17 protein-coding genes and 1 pseudogene are annotated in these 16,846 nt (G+C 62.0%); 11 read left to right on the forward strand and 7 right to left on the reverse strand.

Translation table 11 applies throughout. The annotated features are described in order from the left end of the window. Positions 1-234 precede the first annotated feature (234 nt). From IVA91_RS34415 to IVA91_RS34425, 3 genes and pseudogenes are all read left to right on the forward strand, one after another. On the forward strand, positions 235-411 hold the full coding sequence (locus IVA91_RS34415) for a hypothetical protein (protein ID WP_247460575.1): 177 nt from the start codon (positions 235-237) through the stop codon (positions 409-411). A 269-nt stretch (positions 412-680) separates the two neighbouring features. After that, a complete protein-coding gene (locus IVA91_RS34420) occupies positions 681-1,094 on the forward strand; it encodes a hypothetical protein (RefSeq protein ID WP_247280579.1) in 414 nt (137 codons plus the stop codon). 240 nt (positions 1,095-1,334) lie between these two features. Beyond that, positions 1,335-2,369: pseudogene (locus IVA91_RS34425) on the forward strand (IS110 family transposase). Positions 2,370-2,633: 264 nt separating this feature from the next. On the opposite strand, the gene IVA91_RS34430 reads toward IVA91_RS34425, so the two are convergent. Further along, on the reverse strand, positions 2,634-2,960 hold the full coding sequence (locus IVA91_RS34430; protein ID WP_247301792.1) for a nuclear transport factor 2 family protein: 327 nt from the start codon (positions 2,958-2,960) through the stop codon (positions 2,634-2,636). A 772-nt stretch (positions 2,961-3,732) separates the two neighbouring features. Between IVA91_RS34430 and IVA91_RS34435 the strand changes: the two genes are divergently transcribed. Further along, the gene (locus tag IVA91_RS34435; RefSeq protein WP_247280582.1) at positions 3,733-4,002 is read left to right on the forward strand and encodes a hypothetical protein; all 270 of its coding nucleotides are present in this window, start codon (positions 3,733-3,735) and stop codon (positions 4,000-4,002) included. Here the strand turns inward: IVA91_RS34435 and IVA91_RS34440 are convergent. Both IVA91_RS34440 and IVA91_RS34445 read right to left on the reverse strand, forming a co-directional pair. Further along, positions 3,996-4,202 carry a hypothetical protein gene (locus IVA91_RS34440; RefSeq protein WP_247280583.1) on the reverse strand — a complete coding sequence of 69 codons (207 nt, stop codon included), beginning with the start codon at positions 4,200-4,202 and terminating at the stop codon, positions 3,996-3,998. The genes IVA91_RS34435 and IVA91_RS34440 overlap by 7 nt on opposite strands. Next, positions 4,199-4,399 carry a hypothetical protein gene (locus IVA91_RS34445; RefSeq protein ID WP_247280584.1) on the reverse strand — a complete coding sequence of 67 codons (201 nt, stop codon included), beginning with the start codon at positions 4,397-4,399 and terminating at the stop codon, positions 4,199-4,201. The genes IVA91_RS34440 and IVA91_RS34445 overlap by 4 nt, the downstream gene beginning before the upstream one ends. A 348-nt stretch (positions 4,400-4,747) precedes the next feature. On the opposite strand from IVA91_RS34445, the gene IVA91_RS34450 reads away from it, so the two are divergent. Beyond that, positions 4,748-5,233: a DUF417 family protein gene (locus IVA91_RS34450; protein WP_247280585.1), complete on the forward strand. Its 486-nt coding sequence runs from the start codon at positions 4,748-4,750 to the stop codon at positions 5,231-5,233. Positions 5,234-6,060: 827 nt separating this feature from the next. Here the strand turns inward: IVA91_RS34450 and IVA91_RS34455 are convergent. From IVA91_RS34455 to IVA91_RS34465, 3 genes are all read right to left on the reverse strand, one after another. Continuing rightward, positions 6,061-7,593, reverse strand: coding sequence for an FAD-dependent monooxygenase (locus tag IVA91_RS34455; protein ID WP_247460576.1), 1,533 nt, complete (start codon positions 7,591-7,593; stop codon positions 6,061-6,063). Between the two features lie 226 nt (positions 7,594-7,819). Then, positions 7,820-8,164 (reverse strand): response regulator, encoded by a 345-nt coding sequence (locus tag IVA91_RS34460; protein ID WP_256465509.1) that lies wholly within the window; start codon positions 8,162-8,164, stop codon positions 7,820-7,822. A 55-nt stretch (positions 8,165-8,219) separates the two neighbouring features. Then, a complete protein-coding gene (locus IVA91_RS34465) occupies positions 8,220-8,456 on the reverse strand; it encodes a hypothetical protein (RefSeq protein ID WP_247422155.1) in 237 nt (78 codons plus the stop codon). Between the two features lie 183 nt (positions 8,457-8,639). Between IVA91_RS34465 and IVA91_RS34470 the strand changes: the two genes are divergently transcribed. The 4 genes from IVA91_RS34470 to IVA91_RS34490 all read left to right on the forward strand — a co-directional run bounded on the left by IVA91_RS34470 (position 8,640) and on the right by IVA91_RS34490 (position 12,909). Then, positions 8,640-8,939, forward strand: a complete 300-nt coding sequence (locus IVA91_RS34470) for a hypothetical protein (RefSeq protein WP_247422153.1) — start codon at positions 8,640-8,642, stop codon at positions 8,937-8,939. A gap of 724 nt (positions 8,940-9,663) precedes the next feature. After that, positions 9,664-10,929, forward strand: coding sequence for a CoA transferase (locus IVA91_RS34480; protein WP_247460577.1), 1,266 nt, complete (start codon positions 9,664-9,666; stop codon positions 10,927-10,929). A 177-nt stretch (positions 10,930-11,106) separates the two neighbouring features. Next, positions 11,107-12,336, forward strand: coding sequence for an acyl-CoA dehydrogenase family protein (locus tag IVA91_RS34485; protein ID WP_346015552.1), 1,230 nt, complete (start codon positions 11,107-11,109; stop codon positions 12,334-12,336). 9 nt (positions 12,337-12,345) lie between these two features. Next, complete coding sequence (locus tag IVA91_RS34490; RefSeq protein WP_247332752.1) at positions 12,346-12,909, forward strand: flavin reductase family protein; 564 nt, start codon at positions 12,346-12,348, stop codon at positions 12,907-12,909. 16 nt (positions 12,910-12,925) lie between these two features. On the opposite strand, the gene IVA91_RS34495 is transcribed toward IVA91_RS34490, so the two are convergent. Beyond that, the gene (locus IVA91_RS34495; protein WP_346015553.1) at positions 12,926-14,122 is read right to left on the reverse strand and encodes an NAD(P)-dependent oxidoreductase; all 1,197 of its coding nucleotides are present in this window, start codon (positions 14,120-14,122) and stop codon (positions 12,926-12,928) included. Here IVA91_RS34495 and IVA91_RS34500 point away from each other — a divergent pair. Both IVA91_RS34500 and ilvD read left to right on the forward strand, forming a co-directional pair. Then, positions 14,016-14,999, forward strand: coding sequence for an ABC transporter substrate-binding protein (locus IVA91_RS34500; RefSeq protein ID WP_247332800.1), 984 nt, complete (start codon positions 14,016-14,018; stop codon positions 14,997-14,999). The two genes, IVA91_RS34495 and IVA91_RS34500, sit on opposite strands and share 107 nt — an antisense overlap. A 77-nt stretch (positions 15,000-15,076) precedes the next feature. Continuing rightward, the gene (gene ilvD / locus IVA91_RS34505; protein WP_247460578.1) at positions 15,077-16,771 is read left to right on the forward strand and encodes a dihydroxy-acid dehydratase; all 1,695 of its coding nucleotides are present in this window, start codon (positions 15,077-15,079) and stop codon (positions 16,769-16,771) included. The last annotated feature ends 75 nt before the right edge of the window (positions 16,772-16,846 follow it).

A 16,846-nucleotide genomic window follows, 5' to 3' on the forward strand; every position in this document is an offset into this window, starting at 1 on the left:
TCTGTTGAATCAAGGCCAGCATGGACCGAGACAGAGACAAGCGGATTCTTCAGGAACGGCTGGAGCGCTGCCGGAAGCTCCCGCGTGATTTCGAGCGGGCCCCCGGCCGAGCATATCCGTGAGCTGGAGGCCGAGCTGCTGGACGGCCTGCGTGCGCTCGAACGGAGTGATGTAGGAACTTGGGTAGGGAAGCCTTGTTGCCCTTCTCGAACGCTTCGACTCTCCAGGCGACCTATGCAATCATCCGTTGTTGAAGAATGGACAGTGGAAGAGCATGAGCAATTAAAGGGCATGGCTGAAGCGGGCCGGCAACCGGACGAGATTGCGAAAGAGCTCAATCGCAGTGAAGCGGCCGTCAGGATACGCGCCTGGCAGCACGGCATTGCGCTGCGCCTCAAGCGCGGCAAGTGAGCGCAGCTAGACATCTACTCACAAATCATGCGTTGAGCTTGAGCGCTCCAGATGATGTCCGCTCATCCCTCGACAGCGGCACAAACGGCCGACATCGTTGAACGCCACCGATGGGCCACACCGGACAAAGGCTTTACCCGAAGCGGAGTTGGTGAATGGGGCGCGCCTCGCTGGGCCTTGCGGTTCTCCGGGCTCAGGTGTGAGATGATGCCAGGCACCTGGCCAGGCGGTCAGGTGCCGTGGCAGCTTTCATCAGGGAGGGCCTAACAATGGCACCAACGGCACCAGGCGGCATCAAAAAGAAGAAGGGTGGCGGAGAGATGACGGTCCCGGAATTTGCGATGCCGGCAAGTGCTGTTCCCGGCATTGCGCAAGTGATCGTCAATGCATGGCAAGGCGATCCAAGCCTCGACAAGATACTGGACCGTACCACTGCCGGACCGAACAAAGGAATGGCCACGGCAGATGCCGTCGCACAAGCCACAGCGGCAATCAATGCAGCGGCACCGGGATACGGTTTAATGCGGGCCGTAATAATCACGGAAGACGAGCACGATAGTGGATACACGATGGAAACTGACGAAGATGTGGTCTTCGTGCTCCCAAAAGCTTCACGCGTGAACGGAACAAATCTTCTTGAGACGGCCAAGTTGCTAATGGCCTGTACGCCAAACGGGATTTAGAAACTCCGCAGCGTTGACGTGGGGCCGCGCTACATCGGCGCGGCCCCTCTATTTAGCGCTTGCAGAGCGCATCGGCGAGATCATCGGAATGGCGCGAGGGCTGACGGAGGCGAAGGATCGCATGGCGACGGCGCTCACTTACTCAGGAGCCGACGGTACTTTCATGATGGGGTGGACGCCCCGCCGACGGCATCGATGTGCCAAAGTGGAGGTGTTTAGCACCACTTAAGGGAGGCGTCCGTGGCAGAGGTTAGCATAATCGGTCTGGATATCGCCAAGCATGTTTTCCACGTTCATGGCGCGGACGGGAAAGGACGGACTTTATTCAGCAAACGGATCAGCCGGGGAAAGTTGCTGGATTTCTTCGCGGCTCAGCCGATTTGCACAGTAGCCTTAGAGGCATGTGGAGGAGCTCATCACTGGGCTCGGCAGCTCGCGCAGCTTGGCCATAGCGTTCGGCTGATCCCTCCCGCGTATGTAAAGCCATTTGTGAAGCGACAAAAGAACGACGCGATTGATGCTGAGGCGATCTGCGAAGCCGCGCAGCGGCCGAGCATGCGGTTCGTTGCCGTAAAGAGCGAGGAGCAACAGGCTGCGGGCTTGGTATTTCGAACCCGTGACCTGTTAGTGCGGCAACGAACCCAGCTCATCAACGCGATTCGAGGACACCTCCCGGAGTATGGTTGGGTCGCGCCCAAGGGGCCATCACATGTGGCGAAACTTACCGACCACATCGAAGAAGAAGCTATGGCCAGTTCACTTCCCGAAGCGGCCCGCCCCATGTTATGAGTGATGCTAGACCTGCTCGCCGAGTTGAATGGCAAGATCGCATATTTCGACCGGGAGATCGCTCGGCGCGCTCGCGAAGACGAGGTATCGCGCAGGCTAATGACCATTCCTGGCATTGGCCCAATCTCCGCCACCGCGATCGCCGCTCTAGCACCGGCGGCCGAGACCTTTTCCAAAGGCCGTGACTTCGCGGCATGGCTCGGACTCACGCCTCTTCAAAGATCGACAGGCGGCAAGCAGAAGCTCGGTGCGACATCCAAGATGGGCGAACGCACGCTTAGGCGCCTCCTCATCATCGGCAGCAGCGCGGTTGTGCAACAGGCGAGCAAACGCGGTGCGCCAAGGGGTTCGTGGCTCGAACAGATGCTGGCTCGCAAACCACGCATGCTGGTAACGGTCGCGCTCGCCAACAAGATGGCGCGGATCGTCTGGGCGCTACTTATCAAGCAGGAGAATTACAGGGCTCCGGTCGCAGCCAAGGCGTGATCCTGGCGGACCTGAGGTCGTCGGAGGTGTAGTCGGTCGAAGGAGAGTATGGCGCAACAGTCGGCGAGACGAGGCCGGAAGAACCAGGCGTACTCATCGTGCGCAGAGCACGCATGATTTGGTCCCGGTCTGCGAACTCCCATACGGGCCCGCAGCTTCATCGCTGCACCATCAGAGGCCGGACAGATGGCAGCATCCGACTACGTGCCGATCTTCTTCAAAAATCGCTTGCATCTCGCGGGGCGTCCACAGATGAGTACGGCCTTAATTCGAAGGACCGCAAACGTGCGAGGCGATCTGCCCCTGCGCGTTGAAGCTCAGGCTTGCGCTGACGACGCCGCCGCTCGCGATATATGAAATGACCGTCGTATCTCCCGACGGCTTGAGGTCGTTCAGGCTTGTGGCGGGATAGTCCCGGAGACGATCGCGCCAATAGGCGCGTCGGCCATCCTTGCCGGAGCACGTCTTCATGCCGCCGCAGCCGCAGTGAATCACCGCGTCATCGGCATACATTCCCAGGATGGTCTCGATATCGCCGGCGCGGTAGGCATCAAGCCAGTCGACCGCAGCGGCCATCGGGTCAAAGGACATCGTCCTACCTACGTGCCGTTTCGTCGGCCGGCGGTTTAGGACAGGGACAATGAATGCGACGTGAAAGTCGTGGCGGGTGGCCGTTCACCTATCTGTCGGAAGGGTGAACAGGAGCTTGCCGCATTAGTCGATGCCGGGTGCAGACGGCGCCCGGCGGCTTCGCGCATTGCGGTGTTCAATTGTGCACACAAGTCGCGTGGCCAGGCGGCGCCCCCGACGAAACGCGCCTGAAACAATGCTGAAACCCGATTGTCCTGAACTCCACAGCCGTCGCCTCCGACCAACCCTGCGAAAAGGAGACAATCATGATCCAGGTCGGTTCGAAGGAAGAAGTCGCGTTGCTGCTGGCGCTGTTCGGCACCCACACCCAGCCCATCAGGACGCCGAGGCCGAAATCCTCCCGCGGATGAGGCGCGTCCCATGCCCGGTTTGGCCGAGCTTCCTGCGTCTCTTGATTGCGAGGGGAGATCCCAGGCGATCCCACTGGCCGAAAATGCGATCGATCAGTATCTGGCCATCACGCCGGCCGGCGCCCGCGGACGCGGCCTGTGCGAGCTCCAGCGCGGCGCACGGGGCCGCGATCGGGGTGCAGCGCTCGTTCGCGGAGACAGTGGACGCCTATATATCGCGCGTAAGCTGACGGAGGAGCGTGCGGACGTCGGCGGGGTGACGGGCCTCGCCGCCGGAACAATCCGGTGATGCCAAGGCAACTTTTTCGCCCCCCATAGAAACCTTTGCCGCCTTCGCGCCTATTAGGGCAAAGGATGCCGAAATGCCCCGATATTATTTCGACCTGCGCGACGAGAACGGTACCGCGCTTGACGAGGAGGGGCTGGAACTGTCCAGTCCTCGCGCCGTTCAGGCGGAGGCGGCCAAGTCGCTGGGCGACATGGCACGCGACGCCATCCTCTCGGCGTCGCTAAGCGGCAGCAGGCAGACGATGGCGATCGAGGTTCGCGATGGCAACGGTCCCGTGATGCAGGTGACGTTCTCCTTCGCCATCGAGAGTTACGAGACGCGGCCGCGCGGGCGCGATCATTGACGCGTGAGCTGGTGCGCCGGCGATTGCTCGGGCTCCAGCACGGCGATCTTGCGGCCGAGCTGCCAGACCTCGACCTTGCCGTGGCGCGTGAACTGCCGCGCGAAGGTGAGGGCGGAGGCGTCGGAGGCCGCCTCGAACGCCTCGGCGGAGCGGAACACGCCGTTCTCGCCGACCAGATAGGCGCGATATTGATTTGTCATGTGGGCGCCCTCAGGCCGGGCGAATGCAGCCAGGCATCGATTTGCATGGCGGTCTCGTCCTGCCGCGCCCGGCGCAGCAGCATCTCGCGACGGCGCCCCGGGGTCAGCGTGCGCGCTTCCTCGCGCAGGCGTGCGGCATCGTCTGCGAGCCGTTCGGTGAGTGTCTTAGTCTGCTTGAAGCGACGACGCGTCTGCATGGCGCATCTCCCTTGTTCGAGATAGGACGGGAGCGCAATCCGGCGTTCTCATCACCGATCTCATGCCACGGGCCTTGCGGTGATGTATGAACCGTACGCCCACGGCGGCGCAGAGTCAGTATCTTTTGATATGAAGCGAAGAACTATTTTCGAGAGCAAGTTGAGCCACTTACTCAACTGAGTGCAGCGAGGCTGTGTCCAATTTTGTACAGAGCCGGCCTCGGCCGACCCGGCGCCCACGAGCTCGTGAACCCGTCGTGACCGGGACGGCGTAACGGACCGGGCGCCGCCTGCGTATCACCGGCAGCCCGCAACAAGCGGGGAGCAGCCAGGGGAAGACCACGTCCAATGAAAGCAGAATTCAACGTCGCCGAAGCCGGCAACGGATCCTATCGCCTTCTCGCGATCCTGCGCTGGGTCATGGTGATCATCTTCGTCTCGTTCGGCATGCAGAAATTCACGCCGCAATCGGCGCAAGGCATCGCGCAGTTCATCAGCAACAGCCCGTTCATCTCCTGGCTTTCGCTGTTTGGCCTGCGCGGCGAAGCCTATGTGCTGGGTGTCACCGAATTCGCGATCGGCGCGCTGCTGATCGCCGGCGCGTTCAATCCGCTGATGTCGGCGCTCGGCGCCTTCATGGGCGTCGTCACCTTCGCCGTCACCTTCTCGTTCTTCTTCACCACGCCGGGCGTGGTGACATGGAGCCTCTCGACCGATCCGATGGCCTGGAATCTCACCGGCGAGTTTCTGTTCAAGGACATCGTGCTGCTGTGCGTCTGCGTCGTGTTGCTGTTGGCGTCACTGCCGGAGGCGATGGGTCGGGTGCGGGAGTGAGGAGCTGAGGGGTGGAAGAGGGGCGCGACTTAGCTCAACGACTTTCTCATGCTCGAATTAATTCGCACACCGATCTTCTTGCTCAGCGACACGCGCCAAGGAAGGTCTGTGGACATTGTTGTTTGTTCTAGACTGAAGTTTCAACCTTTGGGGAAGGAGCGAATCTCGTCCTAAATTTTCTGCGGGGTTGGTCGATGAGTAATTCGCTTCTCGCTTTGGTCTTGTTGGACGTCCGGCAACGCCCGAAATGTTCGCCGTTGCCAAGATCCTGCGCTCGCGACATCCGAATTTGGCAACATAGCCGGGTGACGATCCGCAACAGTCTCTGGCAAATTCGCCGCTCATTCGCTGCGGCAAAGAGCTTATCGCGGTCATTCGATGGCGGCTCGGGCCGGTGGGCGCACGCTACCACGACTTGGCCGGGGAGTAAGGTGGTAGCGATGCGGCATCGAGGTCACCTGATCGTCTCCATGCTGGGAAAGAACGAGCGACTGCTCGTTGCCGCGCATAACCACCGCGGTCATGGGCGCGTTGATCGCCGCAAGCCGGAATGCTGCCGCGTGGTGTCGGCTAGCAAAGTCGCGCGGCCTTCTAGTCTCTGGCTGGACATGTCCAGCCGATCGTTCGGCCGTTCGTGACCAGCCCTTCACCCTGTGGGTCGACATTCTTCCCTTCCAGTCGGATGGGAAGATTGGCACAATCACGGTGAGATTGTCCGCTTTCGTCGGGCGCGAGATCGAGTTCTGGACTGGTAAACACTGGCAGAATGGCATCATCGAAAGAGTTCGGATCAGCCCGCGGGGTGTCGCGGCTGTGACGTTCGTGCGCTACGCAGCAGCCGGTCCGAACCAGGTTGTCAGCGCATCCGCCAGTCCGCGTTGACTCTCGTCTCCCACCCAGGCCACATGGCCGTCGGGTCGCACCAGCACTGCGCTCGGCGGGGCGACCCATCCGATAGCCGGAAGCTCCCATGGGCCATCGTAATCGGCGACAATGTAACTGACGCGATCCGCCCAGGCCGTAACGTCGATGCCGTCGGGCTTGCCAAAATTGAGCAGCACTCCGCGCGCGCTGTGCAGCAGCGTGAACAGTTTGAGCTTCTGGCCTTCGACCGACAGACCGGGATCCGGCATGCGGTGCCCGAGCAGCGCGTGGCCATCGCCGAGATCGTAGCGGATGTCGAGCCCGCTCATCATTGCGCCAACGCGCTGGCGCGGCTGGTCCATGGCGAGCACCTCGGAGACGACGTCGCGCGCGGCCTTGAGGCCGTCATCGCCGCGGCGGAGCAGCGCGATCTGCGCCATGGTGTTGCGCAAGACGCGTGCGGCAACGGGGTGACGTTCGGAATGGTAGGTGTCGAGCAGCCTGTCGGGCGAGATGCCCCTGACCACCTGCGCCAGCTTCCAGCTGAGATTGACGGCGTCCTGCACACCTAGGTTGAGGCCTTGCCCGCCGACGGAGTGATGGATATGCGCGGCATCGCCGGCGAGCAGCACGCGTCCGCTGCGATAGGATACCGCCTGCCGTGCCGCATCGGTGAAACGGGAGATCCAGGCGGGGCTGTGGAGGCCGAAATCGGTGCCGTAGACCGCGACGAGGGCCTTGCTGAGGTCGCGCAAGGTGGGCTCGCCGGTGCGCTCGAGCGTTGCTTCCGTCACGACGACCAGCACGCGGCCGCTCTCGGTCTCGCTGAGGCCGTGAAAGCCGAGCGCGTCGTGACGCAGGCCAAGGGCTGGCGCCTCGCGCATTTCGACCTCGGCCATGAGATTGCTGAGCGTCGGATCGAAGCCGGCGAAGTCGATGCCTGCAGTCTTGCGCACGATGCTGCGGCCGCCATCGCAGCCGACGAGATAATTTGCGCGCAGCTTCTTTCCGCCCGACAGTGCGACGTCGATGCCGGTCTCATCCTGCGCAAATCCCGTCACCTCGGCGTGGCGATAGACCGGCACTGCGAGCTCTTCGACCCAGCCGGCCAGGATGCGTTCGATGTGGCTCTGCCGCAGCGCGAGGCCGTAAGCGTGCCGGGTCGGGAGGTCGCTGATGTCGAGCCGCGTCCAGGCGAAGCCGGCGAGCTGGGTGATCTGGCCCTCGCGCAGAAAGCGGTCGGCGACGCCGCGCTGATCGAGGATCTCGATGGTGCGGGCGTGCAATCCGCCGGCGCGCGTCTCGGCCAGCTCCTGGTTCGCACGCCGCTCGACCACTGCGACGTCGACATTGGCGAGAGCGAGCTCCGCAGCCAGCATCAGGCCGGTCGGGCCACAGCCGGCGATCACCACGGCATGATCGGTCGTCGCTGCGCTGCCCGCGCCGGCGCGACGAGCCTCGTGGCGCGAACGGGACGTCGGAAGCAATACAGGCATGTCGTGACCCCTCGATGTGTTGGCCGGGCCACGGGTTCTACGGCAGGAGCAGGGACTTGAAGCAAGCCCCTTGCCCACCACATATCTAGCTGGGAGGAAGGGCTTCCTCTTGCGTGCGACGGTGTTTGACACGTCGGGCAAAACACTGGCAGAATGGCATCGTCCAAAGAGTTTGGTTCAGCCCGCACGGAGCATTCCGCTGCGGGCCTTTCTTTTGGGCGTGACGTCAGCAAATGCCGGTGGTTCGCTGGATGACGTCAGCGAGTTCCTCGAACGAGAACGGTTTCCTGATCATCGGCAGGCCGCCGCGCCGGGGTTCGCGACCAGATAGTTGAAGCATCTTCAACTCGGGGCGGATTCGCTTGGCCAGCTCGGCCAGTTCATGACCATCCATGCCCGGCATATTGATGTCCGTGATCAGGACGGAGATGTCCTGGTTCTCCTTGATCTGATCGAGCGCATCCCGACCGTTTTGGGCGCTGACCACCTGGCAGCCGAGATCTTCCAGCATGCCGACGATCACCTCGAGGACGGCGGGGTCGTCGTCAACAACCAGGACAGTGTGACTCATCGACGAACGTTCCTTCCAACGAGAGTAAACGCGCCTCGCGTCAGGTAGGTTCCGCCTAATCGTCCTTCGACAAATCGCCGGGTTTAGTGGGAAGGTCGATGGTGCCGCCATCGCCGCGCACGAGGTCGGGGTCCCTGTCCTCGGTCTCGCTGGCGTCTTCAATGATCACTTGTTGCGTCTCTCGCGCCTTGTCGATGCGCAGCCTATCAGCGCTCCGCGGCTTGTTGTCGCTGCGCGGCTTGGCTGCCGGCAGGTTTCGCGATCTCTCTTCGGACGTCGCCTTGGGTGTCATGGCCGATTCTCCTGATCGGCTAACTTTTGCCAGACCCGCAAGTTCGTTTGAACGTTGGGTAAAAGTGCTTGGTCTTGACTCTACGGACGCTCTCGCAGGATTTGCGGCTGTCACAGCCAATCTCGTCGCCACATTCTACTTCGCCAAGCGCGGCTTCGAGAACGTTGCAAGGATCATCAGGCGGTGAAGATGCCGGACGACGAAATCAAGGCCATCGTTGCCGAGACGCTGGCCGCGCAACACAGACTGCGGCAGGAGAGCATCGATGCGATCGTATTGAAAGCAATGGCGTCGGTGCTGGCCTCTTTTGGAATTGAGGATGACGATCGGAAAGAGCTCAGGGCGGACTTCCAGCATCTGCGGCGATGGCGGAAGAGCGTGGAGCAGGCGCAGAGCTATGCATTCAAGGTCGTAATCACGGTGATCGCCACCGGTCTGATGGGGGCCATCTGGGTCGGCGTCAAGGTCGTGCTGAGCAAGTGAGGCTTCCACTGCGGCGACATCGCCGCACGACGGATCAAGGTCACTTCTCCCCGATGGGTATGCCATGTACAGAATTTGTGTGGCCGAAGCGTCTGATGATGACGTTGCCGGCAGCTTCGCCGATCTGCATCAGCAGACGTTTTTCGACGCCGCGGCGATGCCCCGGTTCGACTTGGAACCTGGTGCCTGGTCTATCTGGCGATGCCGCAGTCGCCTTTTGCCGATGTTGTATCGTCCACACCCGTGCGACATTGCGGCTATTTCTCAAGGTTCGGGATCTTGCGGCGGCATTGAGGCGCGGGCTCCAAATCAGGTTGATGGCAGCCATCGAGGCAAGGGGGCGCGGTATCGGCTGGGACAGCGTCGTTTGGGATACGATGGACAATCCCGTGTCCGCCAATACTTCATCCAGACGGGCTGTCGGCCTCTGTCAGCCCGAGGTGCGCTGGGCCTGGTCTCATACGCTTTGCTGGCGAAAGTGGCTGCGCTGAGTGGTGGCGCTGAGCTTCCCGTGATGCGGAACGCGACTACCAACCTCGCTGACGAGATGTGGCGCAGCCCAAATGCGCAGAGTGTCAAGAGGCCCGGCAGCTGGATGGCTGCCGGGCCCTTTTGCGTTTCAGGCGAGCCGGGTGAAACACTTGCGAATTCGGTAGCGTCGGGCTTTAAGTGCGGTCTTGCAGGAAATTCGGCGGCCATAAGCCGATGTAAAGGAGCGCCATCAATGCCTACCAAGCCTCAATTGCCGGAACGTTCGTCGCGGACGACGGAAGGGCCAACTGCGCTCAATGGTCTGCTGATTGTCGATTTTACGCGTGTCGTTGCCGGCCCGGCCTGCACACAGACGCTTGCTGATTTCGGCGCGCAAGTCATCAAGATCGAGAATCCCGACGGCGGCGACGATACACGTGCCTACGAACACGCCGAAATCGGCGGAGAGAGTGCCGCCTATCTTAGCCTGAACCGCAACAAGCGTGGCATCGTGCTCGATCTTGCCGTGCCAGAGGCCCGCGAAATCGCGCTCGACCTGATCCGCAAAGCGGACGTCGTCGTCGAGAATTTTTCCAGTGGGGTCATGAAGAGGTTCGGCCTCGATTACGAAGCTGTCGCTTCGCTCAATCCGCGGCTGGTCTATTGCTCGATCTCCGCCTACGGACGCACCGGACCGTTCGCTTCGCGCCCGGGCTTCGATCCCATCACGCAGGCGGAGAGCGGCTTCATGTCGCTCAACGGGTTTGCCGACGGCCCGGCGGTTCGTACCGGCCCGCCGATCGTGGATATGGCAACGGGAATGTCTGCCTGCAACGCAATCCTGCTGGCATTACTGGCGCGGGACCGGCTCGGCCGCGGGCAGCATGTCGAGGTGGCGCTGTTCGATGTCGCGATGGGGATGACGGGTTTCTACGGCATGGCCTATCTGATCAACGGCGAGAATCCTGGCCGGTTTGGCAATTCGCCGAGCGGCTCTCCCACCGTCGGCGTCTACGAGGCCTCCGATGGGCCGCTCTACATGGCTTGTGCCAACGACCGGCTCTATCGCCGGCTCGTGGTCGAGGTGCTCAACCGGCCCGATCTGATCACCGATCCGCGATTTGCAACGCGGAAGGCCCGCTCCGAGAACAAGGAGCTCCTGCGGGCAGCTATTGCGGAGGTCTTTGCAAGCGATACCCTCGAGAACTGGATGGCAAAGATGAAGCTGGCAAATATCCCGGTCGGCTATCTTCGAACGGTTGAGGAGGGGTTCAATGCGCCGGAGGCGCGCGAGCGCCACCGCTTGAGCCGGATTCCGCATCGTACAGCAGAATGGGTCCCCAACATCGAGCCCCCGATCACGATGAGCCTGACTGCGGCCATTGATCCCGTGGCTGCTCCGCTGCTGGGCGAGCATACGAGACAAGTCTTGCACGATACGCTCGGCTACGACGAACGTCGCATCGCGGAGTTCGCCGAAAAGGGCGCCTTTGGATCAGTCAAGCCTTCGACCGATTGAGCTAGGCAGTTGATCGCCGCGGAGCAAGTATGGCGATGCCGCGGATCACCGCCTTGCAATGCTCGCGCAAGCGATCCTGCTTCATTGTCCGGCCGAGGTGCCCCGCGACCGCACCTGCTAGCCCTCCCTTGATTTGGTGAAGGCCCAGCCGCATAAATATGTGAGGAGGGATACGGCATGGCGCCTGGTCGAGAGCCGAGCATGAGCGAGCCCGCCGGGCTGGAAGCCGGTGAGCGCGCCTATGCGGCAATGATCGCGAAGGCCCGGGCGCTCCTACCTCGGTTGCGAGAGCGGGCGGCGCGGACAGAGGAGCTGCGGCGTCTTCCGCCGGAGACTGAAAGGGATCTCCACGATGCCGGTCTGTTCCGGATGCTGCAGCCGAGGCGGATTGGCGGCGCCGAGCTTGATTACGTCGCCCTGGTCGACTGCGCCGAACTGCTCGGATCGGCGGATGCCTCCGTGGCTTGGAACCTCGCCAACCTGGCGAGTCATCATTGGATGCTCGGCATGTTCGAGCAGAAGGCTCAGGATCTGGTCTGGGACCGCGATCCGGACGTGTTGATTGCGTCCTCCTTCATTTTTCCGGCCGGCCGCGCCACCAGGGTCGCGGGTGGATATCGGCTGCATGGTAGCTGGCCGTTCTCCTCCGGCGTTGCCTCCTGCGAATGGAATATGCTTGCAAGCGTCGTTTACTCCGATGACGAGGCCGACGGCATCGCGTATCGAATCTTCTTGCTGCCCAAAGGCGACTACAAAGTCCTCGATACCTGGAATGTCGCGGGATTACGCGGGACGGGATCATGCGACGTGGAGGTCAAGGACGCCTTCGTGGCTGACCATATGACGGTCGCCGTCGGCGAACTCGCCGGAGGCCCAACGCCGGGCAGCAAGGTCAATCCGAATCCGCTGTATGCGCTCCCTGTCTTCTCGCTTTTTCCTTACGTCCTGTCCGGTGTTGCGCTTGGAAACGCGCAGGCCTGCCTCGACGATTACGCCGAGGTCGCGCGTCATCGCATTTCGACTTACAACCGCGCCAAGCTGAGCGACTTTCAAAGCACGCAAATCAAGATCGCTGAGGCCTCGGCCAAGATCGACGCTGGACGCCTGATCATGCGCTCGGCCTGCCTTAATGCGATGGAGGACGCTCGGTGCGGTCGTATTCCAGATATGGCGACCAAGACCAGATATCGGCGCGATGGAGCCTTTTCGGTGAATCTGTGCACCGAGGCGGTCTCCATGCTGTTTGCCGCGAGCGGAGCGCGCGGCCTGTTCACGACGGGCGTGCTGCAGCGGCAGTTCCGCGATGCGCACGCGATCAACTCGCATCTGGCGTTCAACTTTGACGCGGCCGGGACCAATTACGGACGCGTGGCGCTGGGCCTGCCGTCCGAGAATCTCACGCTGTGAGGCCGGCCGATGAATGATCTGCCGAAGAAGCCGGCCGCTTCCGATCCAGCAAACGAATTCGCGAGCGACAACTCGCCAATCGACCCCCGCGATTTTCGCAACGCGCTCGGCACCTACGCGACGGGTGTGACGATCATCACGGCCGCGGCCGCTGATGGGAAGCCCTATGGCCTGACCTGCAATTCGTTCGCCTCGGTCTCGCTGAATCCGCCGCTGGTTCTGTGGAGCCTTGTCGTTTATTCCTCGAGTCTGACCGTATTCCAAAACGCCAGTCATTTTACGGTCAACGTGCTTGGCGCTTCGCAACAGGCGCTCGCGAACAAATTCGCCAAGTCGTCGGACGACAAGTTCACTGGCGTGGTTTGGTCGCCGGGCCTCGGCAATGCGCCCGTGCTCGCTGAGAGCGTTGCCAATTTTCAATGCCGCTCGGTGAATCGTTACTATGGCGGCGACCATGTGATCTTTCTCGGCGCGGTCGAGGCCTATACTTACAACGCGAAAGAGCCGCTGCTCTTCGCGCGTGGGACATTTGGTCGGTTCCGGTCCGACGATGAGCGCAAGAAAGCGCCGTAGCGTACTTAGGTCGCGTTCAACGATGCAAGGCTCTGCCCTGAAAGCTTGTAGATCTCAAGCGCATCCGCTTGCGCGCCGCGCGCCGCCTTCGCCAACCTGAAAAGTTGCCCTGCAAGCGAGCCATCGGCACCGGCGTCGACGTCGCCTGTGCGACGTCCGCGACCGTATCGAGGTCCTTGAGCATCGTTGCGATGTGACCGAGCGGTGGGGTGTGAATGCCCTGAACCATTCGCGGCACGAAGAGCTGGAGTGGGATGGAATCCGCAAAGCCGCCGGCGAGCGCTTCGGGCAATCGGTTGGCGTCAATTCCGGCGTTCACGGCAAGGCGCGTTGCCTCCGCGAGCACGGCCATCGCGCATCCGACGATCACCTGATTGCACAGCTTCGTGGTCTGGCCGGCGCCGATCGAGCCCATGTGGGTGAACCTGCGCGCCATGGCGAGCACATAGGGCCGCACCCTCTCGATGTCGCGCGCTTCTCCGCCAGCCATGATCGCAAGGGTGCCCTCCTCAGCGCCCTTCGTACCCCCGGACACAGGCGCATCGATCCAACCGGTATCGTTCGCGTCTTTCAGACGCGCTGCAAGATCGCGTGCGGCGTCAGGATGGATCGACGAGAAGTCGACCACGAGCTTGCCGGCGCCGGGCGCCGATGAAAGACCTTCGCGCCCGAAGATCACCTCTTGAACGGCGGCGGCGTCTGTCACGCACATGAAAACGATGTCCGATTTCGCCATCACGTCGCGGGGCGTGGCTGCGCGAACTGCGCCGGCCTCGACCAGCGGAGTCGTCTTGTCCTGCGAACGGTTCCAGATGGTGACCTGATGGCCAGCCTTGAGCAGGCGCCTGGTCATGGGTGCCCCCATGAGCCCAAGGCCGATATAACCGAGCCTCTCGACATCTTGCGGGTTTGTTCTGCTCGCATCAGCCATAGGTTGCCTCCTCTGCCGCAGCGCAACGCCGTGCGACCGCCGACTTACCTTACATGGCGTATCGTTCGGTGACACCGGTCGGCATGCATGGCTTGCCTGATTGTTTGAACCATGAAACATTTGGACAGGTCGGGTTCGGTGGCGCCCGTCGGCGCCGGAGCAGCGGAGTGGGATGATGCGAACCGTTTCGAGGTGGATCCTGGCAATGAGCGCGGTTGCGGCCCTGATCGCGGACGCAGCCCCGTCGCAGGCGCAGCAGACAATCCGCGTCGGCTGGACCATCCCTGCCGAAGAATCCAAGTATTGGATGATGCGGCGCCCGGCCGAGTTTCCCAACATCGGCAAGACCTACAACATCGAATGGACTCAATTTCAGGGCACCGCCCCAATGACGCAGGCACTCGCAGCCGGGGCGCTGGATTGCGCGACGCAGGCGCCACTCTCGCTCTCCAATGGCGTGGTCGGAGGCAACCTCAAAGCCTACATCGTGGCACAGCACGTCTTCGAGAAGCCCGGCGGCTTTTCGGTCTATTGGGCTGTCATGGATGACTCGCCGATCAAGACCATTGCCGATCTCAAGGGCAAGACGGTCGGAATTTCTGTGATCGGCGGCGGCACGCAGGGGCCATTCAACCTGCTCCTGAAGCAGAATGGTGTCGATCCTGCCAAGGACATCAAGCTGGTCGAGGTTGGCTTTGCCGTCTCTGAAGACGCGCTCCGGCAGGGCCGTGTCGATGCGGTCAACATGAACCAGCCCTTTGCCGCGCGTGCGGAGGCGAAGGGCGGCACAAGGAAATTGTTCTCGTTGTCGCAGGCCATGCCAAACATCGTGCATATCCTGGAAGCCTGCCGTGCCGATTTCGTCGATAAGAACCCCGAACTGGTCAAGACCTATGTCCGCGACATCACGTCGGGCATGAAGAAAGCGTTGGCAAACCGCGAAGAGACCCTCAAGGTGGTCAATGAAGTTCTGAAGGCGCCTATTCCGGTGCTTGAGACTTACCTGCTCAAGGACAACGATTTCGGTCGCGATCCGGGTGCGGCACCGAATTTCCCCGCGATCCAGAAGATGCTGGACATCTATGCAGAGACGGGAATGCTGCCGAAGCTGGATGTCGCACAGTTCAAGCATCCGACGATCGTCGCTCCGCTGCAATAAGCGAGCAGGCGAATTATCCAGGCCAGGGGTCGTGGCGTCCCGGATCATCCGGAACGCAGCATGAAGAAGATCCACGTATGAAGAAGCTGCGATCACGGGTCACCACAGACGGTCTCGACCGAGCTCCACACCGTGCATTCATGCGCGCAATGGGTCTCGACGATGCCGCGATCGCCAAGCCGATGGTCGGCGTCGTCAGCATGAAGGGCGAGCAGACGCCCTGCAACATGACCCATGACTTTCAGGTCGCCGCGGCCAAGACCGGAATCGAGGAGGCCGGTGGCACACCGCGGGAGTTCTCCACCGTGTCGGTTTCCGACGGCATCAGCATGAATCATGAGGGGATGAAGTTCTCCCTGTTTTCGCGCGAGTTGATCGCGGACTCGATCGAAGCGGTCGTCCATGGTCTGGCTTACGACGCCCTGATCGGATACGGTGGATGCGACAAGACGCTTCCCGGCGTGATGATGGGCATGGTTCGCTGCAACGTGCCGTCCATTTTCATCTACGGCGGCAGCTCGCTGCCGGGCCGCGCGGACGGGCGGACCCTGACGGTGCTCGACTCCTATGAGGCCGTCGGCAGCTTTATGACCGGCGAGATCGATGACGCGACGCTCGAGCGGATCGAGCGCGCCTGCCTGCCGACCATCGGTGCGTGCGCGGGCCAGTTCACTGCGAATACCATGGGTATGGTGTCGGAGGCGCTGGGCCTCACCATCCCCAACGTCTCGATGATCCCCGGTGTCTACGCTGAGCGAGCGCAAATCTCGCGCCGGGCCGGGCGCCTAATCATGGAGATGCTGGACCGCGGCGGTCCGCTGCCGCGCGACATCGTGACGCGGAAGTCCCTGGAGAATGGTGCGGCGATCGTCGCAGCGACGGGCGGTTCGACCAATGCCGCTCTGCATCTTCCGGCGATCGCGAACGAGGCGGGCATCGCGTTCACGATCGATGACGTCGGCGAGGTCTTTGCCAGGACACCATTGATCGGGAATCTGCGGCCCGGAGGCAAATACACTGCGAAGGACGTCTACGACATCGGCGGCGCCGCCGTGGTGGTCCGCGAACTGATCCAGAGCGGGCATATCGATGGCAGCTGCATCACCATCACAGGCCGCACGCTTGCCGAAGAATATGGTGCGGCTAATGCGCCCGATGGTGAGGTCGTTTACGCGGCCCGCGCGCCGATCATGCCCGATGGCGGCGTGTCGGTGCTGAAAGGCAATCTTTGCCCCGACGGCGCGGTGATCAAGGTTGCGGGATTGAAGAGCCAGTTCTTCGAGGGCGTCGCACGCGTTTTTGAAGACGAGGAGGCTTGCGTCGCGGCGGTTCGCGACCGCAGCTACAAGGCAGGCGATGTGCTGGTGATCCGCAATGAAGGGCCGGTCGGCGGCCCCGGCATGCGCGAGATGCTCGGCGTCACCGCGCTGATCTACGGGCAGGGCATGGGCGAGAAGGTGGCCCTGATCACCGACGGACGGTTTTCTGGCGCGACCCGCGGCATGTGTATCGGCTACGTGTCTCCCGAAGCCTTTGTTGGCGGTCCCTTGGCGCTTGTGCGTGACGGCGACAGGATCCGGATTGATGCCACAAACCGACGGATGGATTTGCTGGTTGATGAGCAGGAACTTGCGGCACGTCGGTGCCATTGGAAGCCGCGGTCACCGCGCCATCGCGCCGGCGCGCTCGCAAAGTATGCGCGACTTGTCGGGCAGGCGCCGGGCGGAGCCGTTACGCACGAGGGCCCGGCGGAATGGCCTTGGTTCGAATGACGAACTGCACCCGTGCGAACACGACCGTCAGTCTGGCAAGTTTCTTGCTAAGGTCTTGCCGCTGATGGACATTCA

The organism is Bradyrhizobium sp. 153 (assembly GCF_023073835.1).
Classification (GTDB): domain Bacteria; phylum Pseudomonadota; class Alphaproteobacteria; order Rhizobiales; family Xanthobacteraceae; genus Bradyrhizobium.